The sequence below is a fragment of the Polynucleobacter necessarius genome (genome assembly GCF_900095205.1).
In the GTDB taxonomy this organism is placed as follows: Bacteria; Pseudomonadota; Gammaproteobacteria; order Burkholderiales; family Burkholderiaceae; genus Polynucleobacter; species Polynucleobacter necessarius_E.
On sequence record NZ_LT606951.1, the window covers coordinates 1,042,535 to 1,063,375 of the forward strand.

12 protein-coding genes and 10 pseudogenes are annotated in these 20,841 nt (G+C 44.3%); 6 read left to right on the forward strand and 16 right to left on the reverse strand.

All coding sequences use genetic code 11. From position 1 onward, the window contains the following. Positions 1-30 precede the first annotated feature (30 nt). The 4 genes and pseudogenes from phaC to DXE37_RS05795 all read right to left on the reverse strand — a co-directional run bounded on the left by phaC (position 31) and on the right by DXE37_RS05795 (position 3,570). Positions 31-1,662 (reverse strand): annotated as a pseudogene (gene phaC / locus DXE37_RS05785) (class I poly(R)-hydroxyalkanoic acid synthase). Between the two features lie 115 nt (positions 1,663-1,777). After that, positions 1,778-2,230, reverse strand: coding sequence for a purine nucleoside phosphorylase YfiH/LACC1 family protein (locus DXE37_RS13990; RefSeq protein ID WP_331852122.1), 453 nt, complete (start codon positions 2,228-2,230; stop codon positions 1,778-1,780). Between the two features lie 73 nt (positions 2,231-2,303). Continuing rightward, positions 2,304-2,462: pseudogene (locus tag DXE37_RS13995) on the reverse strand (laccase domain-containing protein); the annotation flags it as partial. Between the two features lie 67 nt (positions 2,463-2,529). Beyond that, positions 2,530-3,570, reverse strand: a complete 1,041-nt coding sequence (locus DXE37_RS05795) for an RluA family pseudouridine synthase (protein ID WP_197713118.1) — start codon at positions 3,568-3,570, stop codon at positions 2,530-2,532. Between the two features lie 22 nt (positions 3,571-3,592). On the opposite strand from DXE37_RS05795, the gene DXE37_RS05800 reads away from it, so the two are divergent. Next, the gene (locus DXE37_RS05800; RefSeq protein WP_114636875.1) at positions 3,593-4,480 is read left to right on the forward strand and encodes an outer membrane protein assembly factor BamD; all 888 of its coding nucleotides are present in this window, start codon (positions 3,593-3,595) and stop codon (positions 4,478-4,480) included. Between the two features lie 112 nt (positions 4,481-4,592). On the opposite strand, the gene alr is transcribed toward DXE37_RS05800, so the two are convergent. Further along, positions 4,593-5,684 carry an alanine racemase gene (gene alr / locus DXE37_RS05805; RefSeq protein ID WP_114637550.1) on the reverse strand — a complete coding sequence of 364 codons (1,092 nt, stop codon included), beginning with the start codon at positions 5,682-5,684 and terminating at the stop codon, positions 4,593-4,595. Positions 5,685-5,758: 74 nt separating this feature from the next. Between alr and lplT the strand changes: the two genes are divergently transcribed. Next, positions 5,759-7,078 carry a lysophospholipid transporter LplT gene (gene lplT / locus DXE37_RS05810; RefSeq protein WP_114636876.1) on the forward strand — a complete coding sequence of 440 codons (1,320 nt, stop codon included), beginning with the start codon at positions 5,759-5,761 and terminating at the stop codon, positions 7,076-7,078. A gap of 14 nt (positions 7,079-7,092) precedes the next feature. Here the strand turns inward: lplT and DXE37_RS05815 are convergent, their stop codons facing one another. The 8 genes and pseudogenes from DXE37_RS05815 to DXE37_RS05850 all read right to left on the reverse strand — a co-directional run bounded on the left by DXE37_RS05815 (position 7,093) and on the right by DXE37_RS05850 (position 15,916). Further along, positions 7,093-7,617, reverse strand: a complete 525-nt coding sequence (locus DXE37_RS05815) for a uracil-DNA glycosylase family protein (RefSeq protein WP_114636877.1) — start codon at positions 7,615-7,617, stop codon at positions 7,093-7,095. Continuing rightward, entirely contained in the window at positions 7,614-8,144 is a 531-nt protein-coding gene (gene rimI, locus DXE37_RS05820) for a ribosomal protein S18-alanine N-acetyltransferase (RefSeq protein ID WP_114636878.1), read from the reverse strand. Before rimI ends, DXE37_RS05815 begins: the two co-directional genes overlap by 4 nt. After that, a complete protein-coding gene (gene tsaB / locus DXE37_RS05825) occupies positions 8,137-8,853 on the reverse strand; it encodes a tRNA (adenosine(37)-N6)-threonylcarbamoyltransferase complex dimerization subunit type 1 TsaB (RefSeq protein WP_114636879.1) in 717 nt (238 codons plus the stop codon). Before tsaB ends, rimI begins: the two co-directional genes overlap by 8 nt. A gap of 33 nt (positions 8,854-8,886) precedes the next feature. Next, positions 8,887-9,363 (reverse strand): annotated as a pseudogene (locus DXE37_RS05830) (VOC family protein). A gap of 8 nt (positions 9,364-9,371) precedes the next feature. Next, a pseudogene (gene accC / locus DXE37_RS05835) lies at positions 9,372-11,400 on the reverse strand (acetyl-CoA carboxylase biotin carboxylase subunit). Between the two features lie 27 nt (positions 11,401-11,427). Next, a pseudogene (locus DXE37_RS05840) lies at positions 11,428-12,962 on the reverse strand (acyl-CoA carboxylase subunit beta). 10 nt (positions 12,963-12,972) lie between these two features. Beyond that, a pseudogene (meaB, locus tag DXE37_RS05845) lies at positions 12,973-14,001 on the reverse strand (methylmalonyl Co-A mutase-associated GTPase MeaB). 14 nt (positions 14,002-14,015) lie between these two features. Beyond that, positions 14,016-15,916: pseudogene (locus DXE37_RS05850) on the reverse strand (methylmalonyl-CoA mutase). Between the two features lie 157 nt (positions 15,917-16,073). Between DXE37_RS05850 and DXE37_RS05855 the strand changes: the two are divergent. Next, the gene (locus DXE37_RS05855; protein ID WP_231971366.1) at positions 16,074-16,649 is read left to right on the forward strand and encodes a GntR family transcriptional regulator; all 576 of its coding nucleotides are present in this window, start codon (positions 16,074-16,076) and stop codon (positions 16,647-16,649) included. A gap of 76 nt (positions 16,650-16,725) precedes the next feature. On the opposite strand, the gene DXE37_RS12595 is transcribed toward DXE37_RS05855, so the two are convergent. Both DXE37_RS12595 and DXE37_RS05865 read right to left on the reverse strand, forming a co-directional pair. Beyond that, positions 16,726-16,932, reverse strand: a complete 207-nt coding sequence (locus DXE37_RS12595) for a c-type cytochrome (protein WP_231971187.1) — start codon at positions 16,930-16,932, stop codon at positions 16,726-16,728. A gap of 179 nt (positions 16,933-17,111) precedes the next feature. Next, a pseudogene (locus DXE37_RS05865) lies at positions 17,112-17,450 on the reverse strand (c-type cytochrome). A 196-nt stretch (positions 17,451-17,646) separates the two neighbouring features. Here DXE37_RS05865 and DXE37_RS05870 point away from each other — a divergent pair. The 3 genes and pseudogenes from DXE37_RS05870 (at position 17,647) to DXE37_RS05880 (ending at position 20,289) form a co-directional block, all read left to right on the forward strand. Next, positions 17,647-18,515: pseudogene (locus tag DXE37_RS05870) on the forward strand (AAA family ATPase). A 27-nt stretch (positions 18,516-18,542) separates the two neighbouring features. Next, positions 18,543-19,720, forward strand: a pseudogene (locus DXE37_RS05875) (vWA domain-containing protein). A 110-nt stretch (positions 19,721-19,830) separates the two neighbouring features. Continuing rightward, the gene (locus DXE37_RS05880) at positions 19,831-20,289 is read left to right on the forward strand and encodes a RidA family protein (RefSeq protein ID WP_114636880.1); all 459 of its coding nucleotides are present in this window, start codon (positions 19,831-19,833) and stop codon (positions 20,287-20,289) included. A gap of 8 nt (positions 20,290-20,297) precedes the next feature. Here DXE37_RS05880 and DXE37_RS11455 read toward each other — a convergent pair whose 3' ends face one another. Then, positions 20,298-20,693: a nucleotidyltransferase family protein gene (locus DXE37_RS11455; protein ID WP_197713119.1), complete on the reverse strand. Its 396-nt coding sequence runs from the start codon at positions 20,691-20,693 to the stop codon at positions 20,298-20,300. Between the last annotated feature and the right edge of the window lie 148 nt (positions 20,694-20,841).

The window sequence follows — 20,841 nt, forward strand, 5'->3', positions numbered from 1 at the left end:
CTTTCCCCTTTTTAAAAGCTTTGTTAATTGTTATTTGAGTTCAGGTGTTGCTTTTTCTTTTACATACACACCCGGCGCTGCTTCCATTTTTTATACTTGGCATTACCAAAAGTTTTGCAAGCAGGTTTTTGCTTGCCAGCATATTGCTCAAGCCATTTCGTATAGTCGGGCCACCAACTTCCAGGAATCTGTTTTGCGCCTTCTAACCACTCATGTGCAGTTGGAGCAATCTTGTTATTTTCAAAGTAGTAGCGTTTATTTTTTACTGGCGGATTAATCACGCCTGCAATATGACCAGATGCTCCTAGAACAAAACGATTCTTGCCCTTCAAGATATGGGTTGACTCGTAGGCAGATTGCCATGAAACAATATGATCTTCTTGTGAAGCGTAAAGATAAGCGGGACATTTAATTTTGCCAAGATCAATCTTCTCACCACATATTGTGACGTTACCTGGCTTAACCAAATCATTTTGCAAATAGGTATGACGCAAGTACCAACAGTACATGGCACCAGGAAGATTGGTAGAGTCACCGTTCCAATACAGCAAGTCAAATGGAGGCGGTGAATTGCCCTTAAGGTAATTCTCAACTACATAATTCCACACCAAATCATTTGGCCGCAAGAATGAGAAGGTATTACCCAAACCCAATCCCGACATCATTCCGTACTTGCCACCTTTACCGCCAATGGTATTCTCTCGCATCTCAACCATGCCTTCATCAATAAAGACATCGAGAATGCCGGTATTAGTGAAGTCCAACAAGGTTGTAAAGAGAGTCAAACTAGCAGCAGGATGCTCATCACGGACCGCCAGCACAGCTAAGGCAGAAGTTGTTAAGGTGCCGCCAACACAGAATCCCAAGATGTTAATTTGCTTAGTGTTACCAATCTCTTTGACAACATCAATCGCCTTGATCACGCCTTTACCGACGTAATCATCCCAGCTCACCTCAGCCATAGATGCGTCTGGATTTTTCCAAGACACTAAAAATAGTGTGGCCTTGACTGACCATGTGGCGCACAACCGAGTTATCAGGCTGTAAATCTAATATGTAATATTTGTTGATGCAAGGTGGCGCCATTAAGTAAGGACACTCAAACACCTGTTCTGTTAAGGGCGTGTATTGAATTAATTCAAACAAGTCATTACGAAATACCACATGACCTTCAGTGGTGGCGATATTTTTGCCAACCTCAAAAGCAGATTCATCTGTTTAAGATACCTTGCCTTTTTTCATGTCCCCCAAAAGGTTCACAACCCCCTTTTGAATAGATTGTCCCTAAGTGCTAATAATGCTTTCTAAAACCTCTGGGTTGGTCGCAATAAAGTTTGATGGTGACAGGGCATCAATCGTCTGCTCAGTTGTAAACAGAATTTTCTGTTTCGACTTTTCATCCGTTTCAACTGCCTTAGCCAAAGCCATTAAATGCTTTGAATTGAGCAGATAGGTCGCAGCGATTACCTTGCTCCATGAAGGGTGCCATGCCTTTCCAGCAAAACGACGACCCTTAACTTCAATCGCCTCAGGATTGGTGGCAATATGCGCCAACTCCGTGAAATATTCTTTTTGAATTTCGGATAAGCGCTCTGGTGGAATTAGTGCCATATGGTGCGGCGCCAAAGATGGCGTTGCACCAGTATTCATGCCTGCAAACATAGTAATCTCTTCAATTAATTAAATACATTCTCAACCCTTAAGCCTTTTAGAGTTATACGCAATAACCCTAGCCCAATCAATAAGCTAGTAGTAACCCGTATGATTTTCGTAAGGGTTATTTTGAAATCCAGATGGCAGACGCAAATCTTCCTGTTTCGCCATCACGACGATAAGAGAAAAAACGCGCAGCATCTTTAACCGTGCAAAACTCACCATCAAAAATAGCTTTTACACCGCAAGCCTCAAGACGAGCCTCAGCAAGCAGATAGATATCAGCTAAATATTTCCCTTTTTTATTGGGAATTGATTGAAAAGCATTCTCAGGCAGTGACATGCCAGCATCTTCAAAGGCGCTCACTACATCCTGACCTACATCAAACTTATCAGGGCCGATTGTCGGCCCTAACCAAGCCATCACATTACTTGCTACATCACCTGAAATATTGAGTAACTCGGCAACAGTGTTTTCCAGTATTCTTGCGCAAAGACCCCTCCAGCCGGCATGAGCCACACCTACAACGGTTCCGCATGAATTGGTGAACAACACAGGCAAACAATCCGCAGTCATCACAACCAATACCCCCCGGCTGATTGGTCACTGAGGCATCTGCCGTAATCACTTCATCACGAATTGATTGACGACTCTGAGGAGTGCTGACTTCAGTGCTGTGGATTTGCTTTAACCAAAGCGGTTCAGTAGGCAGAGTACTGGCAAATATTGCTCTATTGGTTTGAACATTCTCAATCGAATCACCCACGTGATCACCCAGATTCAGAGAGTCAAAAGGTGCATTACTCACCCCACCCGATCGGGTACTTATCAAGGTGTGAACTGAGGAGTGTGCTGGCCACTTGGCAAGAAAAAACTCACGATTGTGATTCTTTCTCAATAGAAGCAATTACCGTTGCCTCCTGCGGAAGAATCTCTTCACTTATCCCAAGTAGAAGCAATAGTTCCAATAGATCATGTGGGGGAAGCCTAAACCAAGTCATCAATTCATTTTTTTCAGGATGCTGAAGGCTTAAAGCAAATGCATGTAATGCTTGACGATGAAAGGACAGTTGCTTTGCTGCTCCAGGTGTTTTTTTCTTGTAAACCGGATCCCCGACTAAGGGGTATCCCAGCGACTCCAAATGCACTCGAATTTGATGCGTACGACCCGTTTCGAGACGACATTCGAGAAGTGCTACAGGTGACTCTCCAACCAAACCTTTGGCTAAACGTCTAAATAAGGTTGCAGCAGGCTTTCCTTGCGGACTTCCAGCCGCCATCTTCAGCCGATCCCGCTGATCACGTCCTACTGAAGCTAATACTTTTCCTTGACTGGGTGGATCACCCCAAACCCAAGCTAGGTAACGACGACCTACCGTTCTATCTTGAAGTTGACGGACTAAGGAGGTTTGCGCCTGTGATGTTCTAGCTACCACCATCAATCCAGAGGTGTCTTTATCTAGACGATGAACAATTCCGGCCCTTGGAAGGAGTTTTAACTCAGGAAAGCGAAATAAGAGTCCGTTGAGCAATGTTCCGGACCAGTTACCAGCTGCGGGGTGGACTACCAAACCAGGCGGTTTATTGATGACAATAATGGCATCATCCTCATAGACCACATCTAGCTCAATATCTTCTGGGCTAAAGGCAAATTGCTCAGGCATTTCCTGAGGAAAAACCTTGATACTCTCCCCCCCTCTTAGCAAATAACGGGCTTTTGTAACCTTTCCATCCACCATAACTGCTCCAGCCTCCACCCAAGACTTCAGTCGATTTCGAGAAAAATTAGGCAAAGACCCTGCTAGCACCTTGTCTAAGCGCTCACCAGCCATTTCCAGAGGAATTTCGAGGGAGATGAAATCCTCATCATCGATATAATCAATGGGATTCGATTCAGGAGTTTGCGGCAATGCCACGCTTAAAGAGCCTTTCAGTTTTATGTCCGACGTAATATCAGACGCCAGTTTAAGGCTTGCTGGGGATTCTTCTACAGAAAATAAAGTGACCTTTATTAAATACCTCTCTTCGGCCTTGATTTTGGCATTACTAGCAACGCTGTTGCTAGTAAGTGGTTGCGCAGGTAGCGATGGCAACAAAGATGATGCCGATATTTGGTCTGAAGCAAAGCTTTACTCAGAAGCTACTGACAAATTAAACGATGCTGACTTTGCAAAATGCGGTAAATACTTTGACAAGTTAGAGGCGCGCTTTCCATTTGGATCTTACTCTCAACAGGCGCAAATTAATGCTGCCTACTGCTATTGGAAAGCTCAGGAACAAACTCAAGCACTTGTTGCAATTGACCGCTTCATTAAGTTACATCAAGGAAGCCAGAGTTTAGATTACGCCTACTATCTAAAAGGCCTTATTACTTTTAATGACGACCTAGGTTGGTTAGGCAAATTCACCGGACAAGATCTCAGTGAACGAGACCCTAAGGCGGCTAAGGAAGCTTTTGAATCTTTTAAAGTGGTTGTAGAGCGCTTTCCTAATAGTAAGTATGCTCCCGATGCGTTAGATCGTATGCGCTACATCGTCAACTCGCTTGCGGAAGCAGATGTGATCGTTGCACGTTACTACTATCAGCGTGGCGCCTATTTAGCTGCTGCTAATCGAGCTCAATTAGTTATACGAGATTACGATCGTGCACCTGCAGTTAAAGAGGCTCTTTATATTCTCACCAAATCTTATGAAAAATTAGGCATGGTTGATCTTAGGAACGATGCAGCACGAGTATTTAAATTGAACTTCCCTGATAGCGAAATGATGGTCACTGGTCAACGCGTTAAAAAAGAGCGCAGATGGTGGCAGTTCTGGAACAAGTAATCCAGTAGCATTAACAAATGCTTCAGCAATAAAAAATCCTCCATGATGGAGGATTTTTTATTCGTCAGCCCTTTGGACATTAGAGACCCACAGCTTCAGCATGAGGTATTCATTATTTGATGGCCACCGGTACTCTAGGGGCAACCGCGCAAAGTAGCTCATATCCAATCGTATTACTCATTTGAGCTACTTCATCCACGGGAACTTTATCACCCCATAACTGAACTACGCTACCAATAGTTGCCATCGTGGCATTGCGTAAATCAATGGCCAACATGTCCATGGACACTTTGCCAACTAATGGACAAATTACTCCCTCGTCGCCATTGGCAACCCAAACTGGCGTCCCATCTTTGGCATGACGAGGGTAACCATCAGCATAACCACACGCCACAATCCCAATTCGCATATCCTCAGGCGCCTCAAAACGACCACCATAGCCAACACGATCACCCTTTTGAAGCTCTTGAATATCAATAATTTCGCTATGAAGATGCATCACAGCCTGAAGATTGGCATGCTCAATGTTGGCATATAGCCCCGTTGGTGAAACACCGTAAAGCATAATGCCAGGACGCACCCAGTCTCCCAAGGTGTTACGGTGCCATAAGATGGCTGCAGAGTTTGCGAGCGAAGTTGCACCCTCTAGCCCTTCGATAGTTTCATTAAATACATCCTGCTGACTGCCAACCGACGGTGATTGATCTACTTGATCAGCATTGGCAAAATGGGTCATGTGATGCATGCGGTAGCCCGCTACATGCAAACGATGAAATGCGGTGCGATAGTCTTGTGGCTTGAACCCCAAACGATTCATGCCCGTATTCATTTTTAAAAAAACATTAAATCGGGCGTGATTTTGCGATTTGAATCGCTCAAGCCAATCTACTTGGGCCTCGCAGTGAACTACTAGGTCGCAAGCCAAGCTTTCGGCAAGGGCAAGCTCATTTTCATGGAAAAAGCCCTCCAAAAGCAATATTCGACCTTTCCAGCCATGGTCTCTGAACCAGGATGCATCTTGAATATCCAACAAAGCGAAGCCATCCGTAGAGGAAAGACCCTTAAAAGCAGCATCAAGGCTGTGCCCGTACGCGCGAGCCTTAATAACCGACCAAATCTTCGACTCTGGCGCCAATTCCCGAACTCGGTTTAAATTATGCTGGAAGGCGGCAGTGTGAATCGATGCCAAAATTGGCCTATTAATCAGGCCGTTAGCAGATTCACCCATGTTCAGCTTACCTTTCATGTTTTAATTGTATCAATGACTAGATTGTACGAATGAACTGTAGCTTTTACATCATTATGGCGGCGCAATTTTTTTCATCGCTTGCTGATAATGCTCTCCTAATTGCGGCTATCGCCCTCTTGGCCCAGCTCCAAGCTCCGGCCTGGATGACGCCTTTGCTCAAATTGTTCTTTGTATTGTCCTATGTTTTCTTGGCAGCCTTTGTCGGGGCCTTTACAGACTCTCGCCCCAAGGGAAATGTCATGTTTATTACGAATACGATTAAGTTTATTGGATGTGTGGCGATGCTATTTGGCAGTCACCCGCTAATGTCTTATGCCATTGTTGGTTTAGGTGCAGCAGCCTACTCGCCTGCCAAATACGGAATACTGACCGAACTATTACCCCCTGAAAAATTAGTTGCTGCTAACGGCTGGATTGAGGGATTAACTGTTGGTTCGATTATTTTGGGAACAGTTTTGGGCGGCGTTTTAATCAGCAGCTCAGTCTACCAGACCCTTTTATCTATCGATATGCCATCCTTTAATACGGGGATCGATACGCCAGCAAAATCCGCAATTCTCATCATCATGATGATTTATGTTGTTGCGGCTTTGATTAACCTCAAGATCCCGGATACGGGTGCGCGCTATGTGTCTCAAAAAACCAATCCTATTGAGTTAGCAAAAGACTTTGCCATTTGCTTTAAAACACTTTGGGATGATCGCTTAGGTCAAATTTCCTTAGCGGTGACCACCTTATTTTGGGGCGCTGGCGCAACTCTACAATTTATTATGATTAAGTGGGCGCAAGTAGCTTTGCACATGAACCTTTCTCAGGGCGCTATTTTGCAAGCCATATCGGCCGTAGGTGTAGCTGGTGGTGCGGTCTATGCTGCGTGGCGCATTCCTTTGCGCAAGTCATTAAATGTTCTGCCCTACGGCATTGCCATGGGCTTCGTTGTTTGTGTCATGGCAGTCTATAACTCAGATCTTCTTCCTGACACCAGCATTTTCACTATTGGCAAGTTTCAAGTCTCTCTTAACCTGCTACCAGCTTATTTCTTATTAATTTTGGTGGGTTGGTTAGCGGGCTATTTTGTGGTGCCAATGAATGCATTACTTCAGCATCGCGGACACGTACTCATGTCTGCAGGTCACTCTATCGCCGTTCAGAACTTCAATGAAAATATTTCTGTTTTGATCATGTTGATGATCTACTCACTATTGATCTGGCTGGACCTACCCATTCAAATCGTGATCATTGGTTTTGGTGTAACCGTCAGCCTTATCATGTGGCTTGTGATCAAGCGCCATGCACGGAACCAAGCGGAATATGACTCCATGCATCTGATCGGTGAACACAAGCACTAAGCTGCTGAAGTTCATCAGCTGTTTTGCAATACTGACCTTGCTAATAAAAGACCTTGCCAAAGCATAGCTTTGTCTTTGGGTTTAGTCAGAACCTGATTCAAGTCAAATGAAACAATCACTGGAATCTCTTCATCATTACCAGTATTGATAGCCAAAATAGTTTCCCGTAATTGCGCTAATGACTCTCTCTCACCAGTAATTTTCTGAACAACAGAACCACCAAGAGCAATAGCCACAATGGGCGTATCAGAACAGGTTAATTTGCTTAATTCCTCATCTGGATTTTTCCAGGCCCATTGATTTTTAGCGAGCCCAAGAACGCGAATCATATTCTGAAACAGAAGTTGCGCATCACCTTGTGGCTCATTACCAAAAAACCACCAAATCCCCTGTGAAATGCTTGATGTTAATTGCTCATCACTGGTGGCGGTAGATGTGCTGGAGGCGGACACCTTCTCTGCGACGGGTTCAGACCCATCCCGAGATGTCCATTGGGTAATGCCCATTTCCTTTAGATAAATTGAATGCGTACTTGTCATGACTCAAGCTTAATCGATTTCGCCATTACTAGAGCATCTTCACGCTGACCAGTCTCAGAATTAACAGGATAGTAGTTCTTGCGCATGTCTATTTGTTCATATCCCAGTGTTTGATAAAGGGTGACCGCAGGTATATTGGTAGGACGAACCTCCAAGATGATGCGAGGAATTTTTTGTTGGGCCGAAACACCTTCAATGGCAGACATCATTCGCTTACCAATTCCAAGCTTGCATAATTTCGGCGAAACAGTTATATTTAAAAGATGTAATTCATCTACAGCAGGGAATAAGATGCAGTAAGCCCAGAGAGTCTTAGGGTCCAAATACGAACCAGTAACCACTTGATCAATCTGGGGGCGAACACAATAAGCCCAATGTCCAGCGGCTAAAGAATCAGAAAAATTTCCTTTAGTCCATGGGTGAATATGTGAGACTGATTCAATTTTTAAAACCTCATCCAAGTCTGCTGGTTGCATCGGTAGAAATGAAAGTTCAGCCTCGCTCCCCGACTCCAAGTGATCAGCCATTATTTAAATTCCTCTCAATACGCTCAGCAGTAGTTAAGACAACTTTATTGCGGACATATAGTGGCTCTAACTGCCTCACATTCATAACGAGACCTTCCTGTAAAGCCTGCTCCGCACACTCCAAGACCCCCACCAAAGCAGAAATTGAAATATCTCCATCTAACGAGCCATTAAATTTTGGCAAACGATCGCGATATACATTTACAGCGCTACCAGCCAACAATTGCACTCCTGCCAAGTCAATATCCTCCGGTCTGGAAAGAAGGATCGGGCTTACCCGTTTCGGCAGTTGATTGGGTTGTGTTTCATAAGTTGCCCAGTAAATCTCTTCCATTCGCGCATCAATGGCAATAACAAAGCATTGTGGACAAAGACTTTTAAATAACTCAGTCTGTGTTAATTGTGCGGCAATAGAATCCAAACTACAAACTGGTATTACCGGTATGTCATATGAGATAGCCAAACCTTGAACTGCTGCGACCCCTAACCTGACTCCAGTAAATGCGCCAGGACCAATACAAACAGCAATTGCATCGAGCCCTTTTAAAGATACCTTAGCATCGCCTAATAGCGAGTCAACCCAAGGCAATAGCAACTGGCTTGCGCCCGCTGATACAGCCTCATGCTTAAGTGAAGGCGGTTGATCGCCTAAAGATAAAGCCACCGAACACCATGCAGAAGAGGTGTCGATGGCTAATATGTTTGCCAATTGAAGACCTGTTTGGTGATTTACAAAACCAAATTATGAACTTAATCCAGCAATAACCTCTGGAGGGGTCTGAACCAACTCAATCAAGACGCCTTCGCCACTAGTCGGAAACCCATCATTCCCTTTAGGGTGAACAAAAGTAATGTTATAACCTGCCGCCCCCTTACGTATGCCCCCCTGGAGCAAAGCGTAAGCCATTAGCGGAGAGCCATTCAACAGCTTTCGGCAAATCATCCACCCATAAACCAATGTGATTTAGAGGCGTTTAATGAACAGCCGGCTTCTTTTCAATATCAAAAGGTTGCATGAGAGATCAACCTCAATCTCATGCGCACCAGAACCAATTGCACAAATATCCTCATTTACGTTTTCACGCTCAGAAACAAATGTGCTTTTGTATTCAAACCCCAGCATATCGACCCATAACTTCTTGAGTCGATCCTTGTTCTCGCCACCAATGGCGATTTGCTGAATACCTAAAATTTTGAATGGCTTAGAGCTTATAGTCATTAACCTTATTATTCGAAGCGAATGATCAATTGATCAACAGCCAAGCTGTCGCCCTCTTGGGCACAGATTTCAGCAACTACACCGTCTTTTGCATTGCAGACAGAGTATTCTCCATTTTCATTGCTTCAATCGATGCTAATTTCTGACCGGTAGTAACCGCCTAGCCCACCTTAACAGCTATCTTTGTGAGAAGACCAGGCATAGGAGACATTACCAATTTAGAAGTATCAGGCGGAAGCTTGACGGGCATGCGGCGTTGTAGTTCTGCTCCTAATGGGCTCAAAACCATGCACTCGTAATGCACACCGTCCAGAACTAAAACATACCTCACCCCCGCGGCGCTCAACTTGCGCCGTAACTTTATACGTACCATTGATAGTGGCATTCAAGCAAATTTGACCTGGTCTCCAATTGCTAACGATGTCATATCGACTAACGCCATCAGCCTCATCAATGTAGACAGAGTAAATGCCATCCTTTAATTCAACGCGAATAGGTACCTCGTACGGATCGTTCATTGAGCCCGTTTTTTTGCCAGTGACTATAACAAATTTCTTGTCAATAATCATTTTATGGCCAGCCAATTGACCATCAATCATTTGGATATGTTGGAGATAGCGATAACGCATAAATGCGGCTAAGGCTGCCAAACGTTTAGGATCAGCAGGCTGTACAGAATCCTTTTTAAAGCCTTCTGGGTACTCTTCAGCAATAAAGCCTGTCGTAAAGTCACCATTTACAAATCTTGGATGCTGAAGTAAAGCTGCCTGAAATGGGATGTTGGAATGAATTCCACGAATAACAAAGTCATTCAACGCAGCGCGCATCTTCTCTATAGCCTCTGCACGATCCTTGCCATGCACGATCAATTTTGCAATCATCGAGTCATAGAACATCGGAATTTCTCCACCCTCGTAGACGCCAGTATCCACACGTACGCCATTCACTGACTCTGGTGGGCGGTATTTAACAAGACGGCCTGTTGAAGGTAAGAAGTTACGGAATGGGTCATCCACATTAATACGGCACTCCATTGACCATCCATCCAATTTCACATCTTCCTGTTTGAATGCTAGCTTCTCGCCTGCAGCCACACGAATCATTTGTTCAACTAAATCAAGACCGGTAATGCTTTCGGTGACTGGATGCTCAACCTGCAATCGGGTATTCATCTCGAGGAAGTAGAACGACTTATCTTTACCCACTACAAACTCAACCGTGCCAGCGGATTGATAGTTCACCGCTTTAGCCAAGGTAACTGCTTGCTCACCCATTGCCTTACGAGTGGCAGGATCAATAAATGGCGAAGGCGCCTCTTCAATCACCTTTTGATGGCGACGTTGAATAGAGCAATCACGCTCATTGAGATAAACCACATTGCCATGAGAGTCACCTAGAACCTGAATTTCAATATGGCGCGGCCCTTCAACAAACTTTTCAATAAAAATACGATCATCACCAAAGCTATTCATTGCTTCAGTTTTACAAGCTGCAAAACCTTCAGCTGCTTCTTTATCATTAAATGCAACCCGCAAGCCCTTACCGCCACCACCTGCAGAAGCTTTAATCATGACCGGGTAACCGATTCCCTGAGCAATCTTCACCGCCTCTTCGTTGGTATCAATTGCCTCGTTGTAACCCGGAATGGTATTAACCTTTGCCTCTAATGCAAGCTTCTTAGAGGCAATCTTGTCACCCATTGCTGCAATAGATTGGTGCTTAGGTCCAATGAAGACGATCCCCTCTTCTTCACAACGTTTGGCAAATTGCTCGTTTTCAGACAAGAAACCATAACCAGGATGGACTGCTTCAGCGCCAGTGTCTTTACATGCTTGAATAATCCGATCCATTACCAAATAGGACTCGCGGGAAGGCGTAGGTCCAATGCACACAGCCTCATCAGCAAGCTGAACATGGGCGCGCCTCTTTATCCGCCTCAGAATAAACGGCAACAGTCTTGATGCCCATCTTCTTGGCAGTGGACATGACATGGCAAGCAATCTCACCGCGGTTAGCAATCAAAATTTTCTTAAACATTTTCGTAGTCATAATTTGTCAGCGCCTTTACAGAGGAATATTGCCGTGTTTACGCGCAGGATTTTTTAAATCTTTGTCTTTCAGTATTGCTAGTGAACGAGCAATACATTTGCGTGTTTCGTGCGGAAGAATGACATCATCTATATAGCCACGACGACCAGCCACAAAAGGATTCGCAAACTTGGCTTTGTATTCGGCTTCACGTGCAGTAATTTTTTCTGGATCTGATTTCTCTTCACGGAAAATAATTTCAACAGCACCCTTTGGGACCCATCACAGCAATCTCTGCTGAAGGCCATGCAAAGTTCACATCGCCACGTAAATGCTTGGAAGCCATCACGTCATAAGCACCACCGTACGCTTTGCGGGTGATGAGGGTTACCTTCGGAACAGTGCAATCAGCGTAAGCCGTAGAGTAATTTAGCGCCATGCTTAATGATGCCGCCGTATTCTTGAGCGGTACCAGGCATAAATCCTGGGACGTCAACCGAAGTCACTACCGGAATATTAAAGGCATCACAGAAGCGTACAAAGCGTGCTGCTTTAATTGATGCTTTGATATCCAAACAACCAGCTAGTACTAAAGGTTGATTAGCAACAATACCAATAGAGCGACCTTCCATGCGGGCAAAGCCGATCACAATATTTTTAGCATAATCAGGTTGCAATTCAAAGAACTCACCGTCATCGACAATCTTTTCAATCAACTCTTTCATATCATAAGGTTGATTTGGATTAGACGGAACTAATGTATCCAGAGAGAAATCAGGCTCTTCAGTACGATTAGCCCCTTTGATCAAAGGTGGTTTTTCGCGATTAGAAGGGGGCAAGTAGTTAAAGAAGCGACGCAACATCATGATTGCATCTACATCGTTATCAAAAGCTAAGTCACATACGCCTGATACCGTTGAGTGAGTTACTGCACCACCCAATTCTTCAGCTGTAACATCTTCGTGCGTAACAGTCTTCACTACTTCAGGGCCCGTTACAAACATGTACGAACTATCTTTGACCATGAAGATAAAATCCGTCAATGCAGGTGAATACACTGCGCCACCTGCTGAAGGCCCCATAATCAATGAGATCTGAGGAATGACACCGGACGCAGTCACATTCCGCTGGAAAATCTCTGCATAGCCACCCAGCGATGCAACACCTTCCTGAATACGTGCACCACCAGAGTCATTTAAGCCAATGACAGGAGCACCCACTTTGAGCGCTTGATCCATGATCTTGCAAATCTTTTCAGTATGCGCTTCTGATAAGGATCCGCCTAAGACGGTGAAGTCTTATGAAAACACAAATACTAAGCGGCCATTAATCATTCCATAACCGGTTCACAACACCGTCGCCAGGAACTATTTGATCGCCCATGCCAAAGTCATGGCAACGATGTTCCACGAACATATCCCACTCTTCGAATGTGCCACATCGAGCAAGAGCTCAATACGCTCACGAGCTGTTAATTTGCCCTTAGCATGCTGAGCTTGAATGCGTTTTTGCCCGCCACCCAATCGGGCGAGCTCACGCTTCGCTTCCAGTTGTTGAATGATTTCCTTCATTTCCTACTCCTTAGAAAAATTCATGCCCCATGGACTCCAGTAAGCGCCTTGCGGCTACTGAAGCTGCCATAGTCCCTTGGTTTACCTGTGCCACTAAACTTGGTAGAAGCGCTTGTACCACTTCGTTGCTACGAAATGCGTTCTTTAATATCCAGCATCGATGCGGTCCCACATCCATGAGCCAGCTTGTTGTTGACGACGAGCATCAAATTTCCCATTTGCCTTTTGTAATTTATCGAAATGAGAAACTTTTTCCCAAAGCTCAGGAACGCCTTTACCCTCTAATGCACTTAAAATCATCACTTGGGGATGCCAAAATTCTTTATCGTGAGAGGCGTGATCAGGATTGCCCTGAAAACCCAACAGACGCAGAGAGCTAGTAATAAAAAGTTGCGCGCGCATAGCAACATCAGGATCAATATCTACTTTATTAATCACAATCAGATCCGCAATCTCCATCACACCCTTTTTGATAGCCTGCAGATCATCACCCGCATTTGGCAGTTGTAAGAGTACAAACATGTCTGTCATACCTACAACGGCAATTTCACTCTGCCCCACCCCTACTGTCTCTACGATGATGACGTCAAAACCAGCGGCCTCAGCAAACCAGCATGGCTTCACGCGTCTTCTCAGCTACGCCGCCCAATGTGCATGAAGAAGGGCTGGGGCGAATGAAAGCGTTCTCCAGAACCGATAAACGCTCCATGCGTGTTTTATCACCAAGAATTGACCCGCCAGACAAACTAGACGAGGGGTCAATTGCTAACACCGCCACTCGGTGGCCTTTCTCAATCAAGCACAGGCCAAGAGACTCAATCAAGGTAGATTTACCAACACCGGGCACACCTGAGATACCCAAACGGAATGATTTACCGGTTTTAGGTAACAAAGTATTGAGCACATCATCGGCACGATGACGATGATCTAAGCGAGTCGATTCAAGCAAAGTGATGATCTTTGCCAATGCGCGACGCTGTTTTAGCGATGGCGCACCAGTAAGATCATTCACTAAGGCTTGGTCAGCAGCTTCAAGCATGCCTATAGCCCGTATTAAGCTGGTTTAACAGATTTACGGATTTGCTCAAGCACATCCTTGGCCGACGCTGGAATTGGGGTACCAGGCCCGTAGATTCCTTTTACACCTACCTCATAAAGAAATTCATAATCTTGTCTTGGAATCACGCCGCCAACGAAAACAATAATGTCATCTGAACCTTGCTTCTTCAATTCAGCAATGATGGCTGGTACCAAAGTCTTATGACCTGCTGCTAAGGTTGAAACGCCTAAAGCATGCACGTCATTTTCAATCGCCCTGGCGAGCACACTCTTCTGGCGTTTGGAACAAATGTCCGATATCAACGTCAAAACCCAAGTCAGCGTAAGCAGTCGCAACCACTTTTGCACCACGGTCATGACCATCTTGATCTAACTTGGCAATCATCACATGTGGACGACGTCCAAAATCTTTGGCAAAGTCAGCAATTTCCGTTTGGAGTTTTGCCCAGCCTTCGGCTGAATCATAAGCAGCTGCATACACACCAGTCACCTTTTGAGTATCGGCGCGATGGCGCCCGTAAACTTTTTCTAATGCATCAGAAACTTCGCCCACTGTTGCGCGTAAACGAATAGCATTAACAGATAATTCCAATAAGTTTCCAGAGCTATCTTCAGCAGCCTTAGTTAAAGCCTCCAATGCAGCTTGTACTTTTTGGGTATCGCGTTTTTCTTTGATATCTTTTAGACGCGCAACCTGGCCTTCACGGATCTTATCGTTATCGATCATCAATACGTCAACCAAATCTTCTTTACCAAGCTTATATTTGTTGACACCAACGATCACATCTGAACCTGAGTCAATCTTGGCTTGCTTTTCAGCGGCGGCTGCCTCAATCTTGAGCTTGGCCCAACCGCTTTCAACTGCCTTGGTCATGCCGCCCATAGCCTCTACTTCTTGGATGATTTCCCAAGCCTTATCAGCCATTTCTTGAGTCAGATTCTCCATCATATAAGAACCGGCCCATGGATCGATCACGTTTGGAATATGCGTCTCTTCTTGAAGAATCAACTAAGTATTGCGAGCAATGCGGCTTGAGAACTCAGAAGGAAGGGCAATTGCTTCATCCAATGAATTGGTATGCAATGACTGTGTGCCACCAAATACTGCAGCCATTGCCTCAACAGTCGTTCTCACTACGTTGTTATATGGATCTTGCTCTGTCAAAGACCAACCAGAGGTTTGACAATGCGTACGCAACATCAATGATTTTAGGTTCTTTGGCTCAAAAGATTTCATGATGCGCCACCACAACAATCTCGCAGCACGCAATTTAGCTACTTCTAAATAGAAGTTCATACCAATGGCAAAGAAGAAAGATAAGCGACCAGCGAAACCATCAACGTCTAATCCCTTGGCAAGAGCTGTCTTTACATATTCTTTACCGTCAGCCAAAGTGAAAGCCAATTCCAATACTTGATTGGCGCCAGCTTCTTGCATATGACAACCCGAAATCGAAATCGAGTTGAACTTCGGCATATGTTTAGCTGTGTACTCGATAATGTCGCCGATGATCCGAGTCATATCCTCGGTGCGTTGCTAAGTCAAAAGCAACCGATACACCTTGACCACCTGCATCCAAAGCTTTGCGATAGAACGCGTTTGATTCTTCCGCTGTTGAAAATCCAGCATACTGACAAATAGTCCAAGGACGTACGGAGTACATCGTCGCTTGAGGTCCACGTACAAATGGTTCAAATCCGGGAAGCGTATCGGTGTAATTGAGACCTTCAATATCCGATGATGTGTACAAAGCCTTGAGATGAATACCATCAGGTGTTTTCCAACCCAAAGAATCTACATCACCTTGAGGGGCTGATTTCTGGGCCGACTTTTTCCAAGCATCAAGATTTGCCTCAGGAAATGATGGCCATGAATTGTTTTCTATAGAACTCACAAAAACTCCTGGTTAATTTTTGTTGCATTGCATCGAAATATCCTTACATTCTGCTTGACAATTTTGGATTTGTCTACATAATGTATTCATAATTATGAATACAAAACTGAATAATAGACCTCTGTATGAAGATGTTGCCGATAGACTTCGGGAATAAATATTTAGCAAGCAACTAGCGCCCGGTAGTTGGCTTGATGAACAGTCACTTGCAGATCAATTTGGCATAAGTCGTACCCCTATGCGTGAAGCTATCAAAGTTTTAGCGTCCGAGGGTCTAGTAACTATCAAGATGAGACGCGGCGCCTATGTGACTGAAGTAGTAAGAAAAGATTTGGAGCAAATTTTTACTATCCTCTCCCTGCTTGAGGGTCAAGCCGCCAAGGAAACAGCATCCAAGGCCACAGAGGCCGAATTAAATCTTCTTGATCACCTTCACCATAGACTAGAAAAAACGGCGGCTGATCGTGATCTTGAACAATTTTTTGAAATTAATGGCAAATTTCATGAATTAATACAAGAAATTGCGGGAAATCGTTGGATGAATGGCGTGATTGCCGACCTGCGGAAAGTGCTAAAACTGCATCGTAGAGACTCGCTTACCAGTACGGGAAGACTACAAAGCTCACTAGTTGAACATCGAGAAATTCTCAGGGCGCTTTTGAAAAGAGACGAAAAGGCTGCAGAAACCGCGATGCGGGAGCATTTGGCAAGGGGTTTAGAGGCCCTGCGATAAATACATAAAACCTATAAAAAATAAAGGCTTAGAAGAATATTCTAAGCCTTTTTATAAGTAACTAAGCTAGCAAGCGTTACTTCTTAATAACAAAATTCCCTGGTAATGACGCAATGTAAGCCGCAATATCTTGCATATCAGCATCGCTGAAATTTTGAACTTGCGATCCCATAATTGCATTATTACGACCGTATTGGGCATTGCCGTTACCTACCTTGTAAGCCTTGAGAGCGTAGTACAAGTAATCAGAGTATTGACCTGCTAATTTAGGATAAACAGGCAATATGGGGGCATTCAGACCAGCACCGTGGCAAGAAGCACAGTTAGCCTTCTTCTACCAATGCCTGACCTTTATCAATGCTGGCAGCGTTAGCTACGTTAACCAAACCAATGCTGGAAAGCAAAGCTGCAGTAATAAGTGCGAATTTCATAAAAATATCTCTATGTATCTTGATCAATGAATCACTTCAATGGGTTGTTAGGTGGGCTGGCAGTCTGCGCAGCATAGTACTCGCTGTTATCGACCATATCTTGGTCAGAAAGGCTTGCAGCAATAGAACGCAGGTTGGATGCTTTCGTTCACCCTTCTTGTATGCGGTTAATGCGCTAGCAATATAAGCGGCATTTTGGCCAGCCAACATAGGTACCTTATAAACCAATGGGTAATCAGCACGATAGTCAGGAATTGAATGACAACCAACACAAAGCCAAACCCTGCCGTTACCTGCAGCAGCATTACCTTTAACTTCATCAGGCTGAGGCAACAGAGCCAGCAAAAACTAAAGCTGTAGTCACGGCCAGTTAAGGAAGAATGGAGAGTTTTTTCATAGAAATCAGTATTAATGAGTTTGATTTAGATCAATTTGGGAAGAGCATATTATAGCGGACAGACGCCCTTCTCGCCATTTTGAAGGCCAAAATCAGTAGAAATACTGAAAGATTTGCCTCATTTACCTATACTTGAACGCTTATCCCCTGCACTTATTTAGGCAAGCACATGAGTAAAACCACTTCCGCATCCCACAATCGCTTTGCTGGTAGCCAGAGTTATGTCGCCACAGACGACTAAAGCTGGCTGTTAATGCCGCAATAGCGCTCCAGAGACCCCTGCTCATTAAGGGTGAGCCAGGCACCGGGAAAACTATGCTTGCCGAAGAAGTGGCGGCCGCCCTCAACATGCCGCTCTTACAGCGGCATATCAAATCCACTACTAAAGCTCAGCAGGGATTGTATGAATAAGATGCTGTTAGTCGCTTGAGAGATTCGCAATTAGGTGATGAAAAGGTCAAAGACATTCGCAACTACATTGTTAAAGGAATTCTTTGGCAATCCTTTGAAGCAGATGAACCTACAGTGTTATTGATTGATGAAATCGATAAGGCAGCTATCGAATTTCCGAATGACTTGCTGCGTGAGATTGATCGTATGGAGTTTTACGTTTATGAAACCCGCGAACTGATAAAAGCAAAGCAGCGCCCTTTGGTCATCATCACCTCAAACAACGAAAAAAAATTGCCAGATGCATTTTTAAGGCGTTGCTTTTTTCATTACATCACCTTCCCTGATGCCGATACCATGCAAAACATCGTTGATGTTCACCACCCCAATATCAAACAAGATCTTCTGGATGTGGCACTGAAGTCCTTCTACCAAATACGTTCATTACCAGGTCTAAAGAAGAAGCCAAGCACATCGGAACTCATTGACTGGCTCAAGCTTTTATTAGCAGAGGATATCCCAATGGAGGCTTTATATAGCAATGATGAAAAGATTGTCGTGCCACCACTCCACGGTGCCCTCTTAAAAAATGAGCAAGATATCCATTCATTTGAACGTCTCGTGATGATGAATCGCAATCATCGCTAACTCGATCACTAGAAACTTTATTTAGCTATGCTGATTCAATTCTTCCTCAATCTGAAAGAGGCAAAAGTGCCTGTTTCAGTAAGGGAGTTTTTAACTCTCTTGGAGGCGTTGAAATCAGGTGTCATCAACCCTTCTATCGATGAGTTTTACCAACTGTCTCGCATGACATTGATGAAAGATGAGCGGCACTTTGATCGTTTTGATCAGGTCTTTGGAGAGGCTACTTTAATGGGGTTGAAAAATCATCGCACTCTCACCAGACATACCGCTCGATTGGCTTGAGAAAAAACTTCAACGCGTTTTAACTGAGGAAGAAAAAGCGGCGCTTAAAAAATTAGGCGGTCCCGAGGCCCTTCAAAAGCGTCTCGAAGAGCTCCTAAAAGAACAAAAGGAGTGGGCATGGGGGTGGTAATAAGTGGATCGGTGCTGGCGGCTCTTCACCATTTGGCCATAGTGGCTATCACCCAGGGGGCATTCGTATTGGCGGTGAAAGTGCTGACAATAGAACTGCTATCAAAGTTTGGGAAGCAAGAGAGTTTAAGGACTATGGCAGCGACTTAGCCTTAGGAACTCGCAACATTAAAGGGCATGGCGTCGCCTACGTCGATTTGCTCGTGAGGGATCGCACTCGAACTCGATTTAGATAAGACTATCCATTCCACCGCTGCCAATGCTGGCATGCTCGATATACAAATGCGACCCGAAAACGTCATAATCAAGTAAAGGTATTGCTGTTGATGGATGTTGGAGGATCGATGGATGATCATATTCAACGTATTGCAGAATTATTCTCTGCTGCTAAGGCTGAATTTAAACATCTAGAGCATTATTACTTTCATAACTGCGTTTATGAAAACTTATGGCAGAGTAATCGTCGCAGGCGTGACTAAGTTACCCTCACTCAAGACATCATCAACAAATATGGGCCAAATTACAAGCTGATTTTTGTTGGGGATGCGACGATGTCTCCATATGAAATATTAAGCCCCAATGGATCTGTCGAATATAACAATAAAGAAGCGGGCGCTGTTTGGATCAATCGACTCATAGACCACTTTCCACACTTTGCATGGCTCAATCCAGAACCTGAATCAATCTGGCAATATCGCCAATCAATTGACATCATGCAAAACCTCGTGAAAGACCGCATGTATCCAGTGACTCTAAATGGACTTGAAAATGCCATGCGTCAGCTTTCGAAGTAAGATTTAGGTATTCGGATTCGCATTTTCTTCTTCGAGCTTTTTATTTCTTTTTATTTCTTTTTGTTTCTTTTTGTTTCTTAAACTTTTAATACAAACCACCTATATATATCATGAGCACATCTATTAGCGAACGTCTTAATGCACTTGGAATTGATCTGCCGCCACCGGGACAAGCAGCCGCAGCCTATGTTATGGCAATCACTAGTGGTAATACTGTTTTTCTATCTGGTCATATTGCTAAACGTGATGGCAAACCTTGGATTGGAAAACTGGGCAAGGATATGGATACAGAGACAGGCAAAACCGCGGCTCGCTCAATTGCAATCGATTTGATATCCACATTACAAAATCACTTAGGCTCTTTGGATAAGGTCAAGCGTATCGTTAAAGTTATGGGTCTAGTGAACTCAACTGATGGCTATACAGAACAACATTTAGTGGTTAACGGTTGCTCTGAACTACTCTTCGAAGTATTTGGTGATGCTGGCAAGCATGCACGTAGCGCATTTGGTGTGGCCCAAATACCCCTAGGCGCATGTGTTGAGATTGAATTAATCGCAGAAATTTAAGTAGTCAATTAAGTCTCAATAGGATCAAGACCGAATTTCTGGATGTCGTTCAAGGTATCGACATCCAGCACATATGCTTCATTGCTTGTTACTAATACCTGTACTAGCTCTGGGTGTTGGTCCATATAGGGTCGACATACCATCTCAGGAATTTCTAATATCCGATTAATCACCCCTCTTGAAAATAATACGGGGTTGCCTCGTTGGCCATTGACGATAGGCAGCACAATTTCTTGGTTTCTAGCACGATGTTTAAATTGCTCTAGCAAAGACTCAATTTCTTCAGCGCCAATATCGGGCTGATCGCATAACGCAATTAATAAAACATCATAGTCACTCTTTAGCGACACGATACCCAAGCGTACAGAGGATGCTTGTCCCTTTTCAGGATTGTGATTTAGCACCCAGGCTATTGGAATTTGAAAGCCAGCCTTAGCGGTTTAATTTCTGCTTCGATTTTGTCTGCGTAAAAACCGGTAACAAGTAAAGTCTCGACAGGAGAGAGTCTTTGGATGGCATGAAGAAAGCGTTTTAGTAAAGTATGTCCGCTCT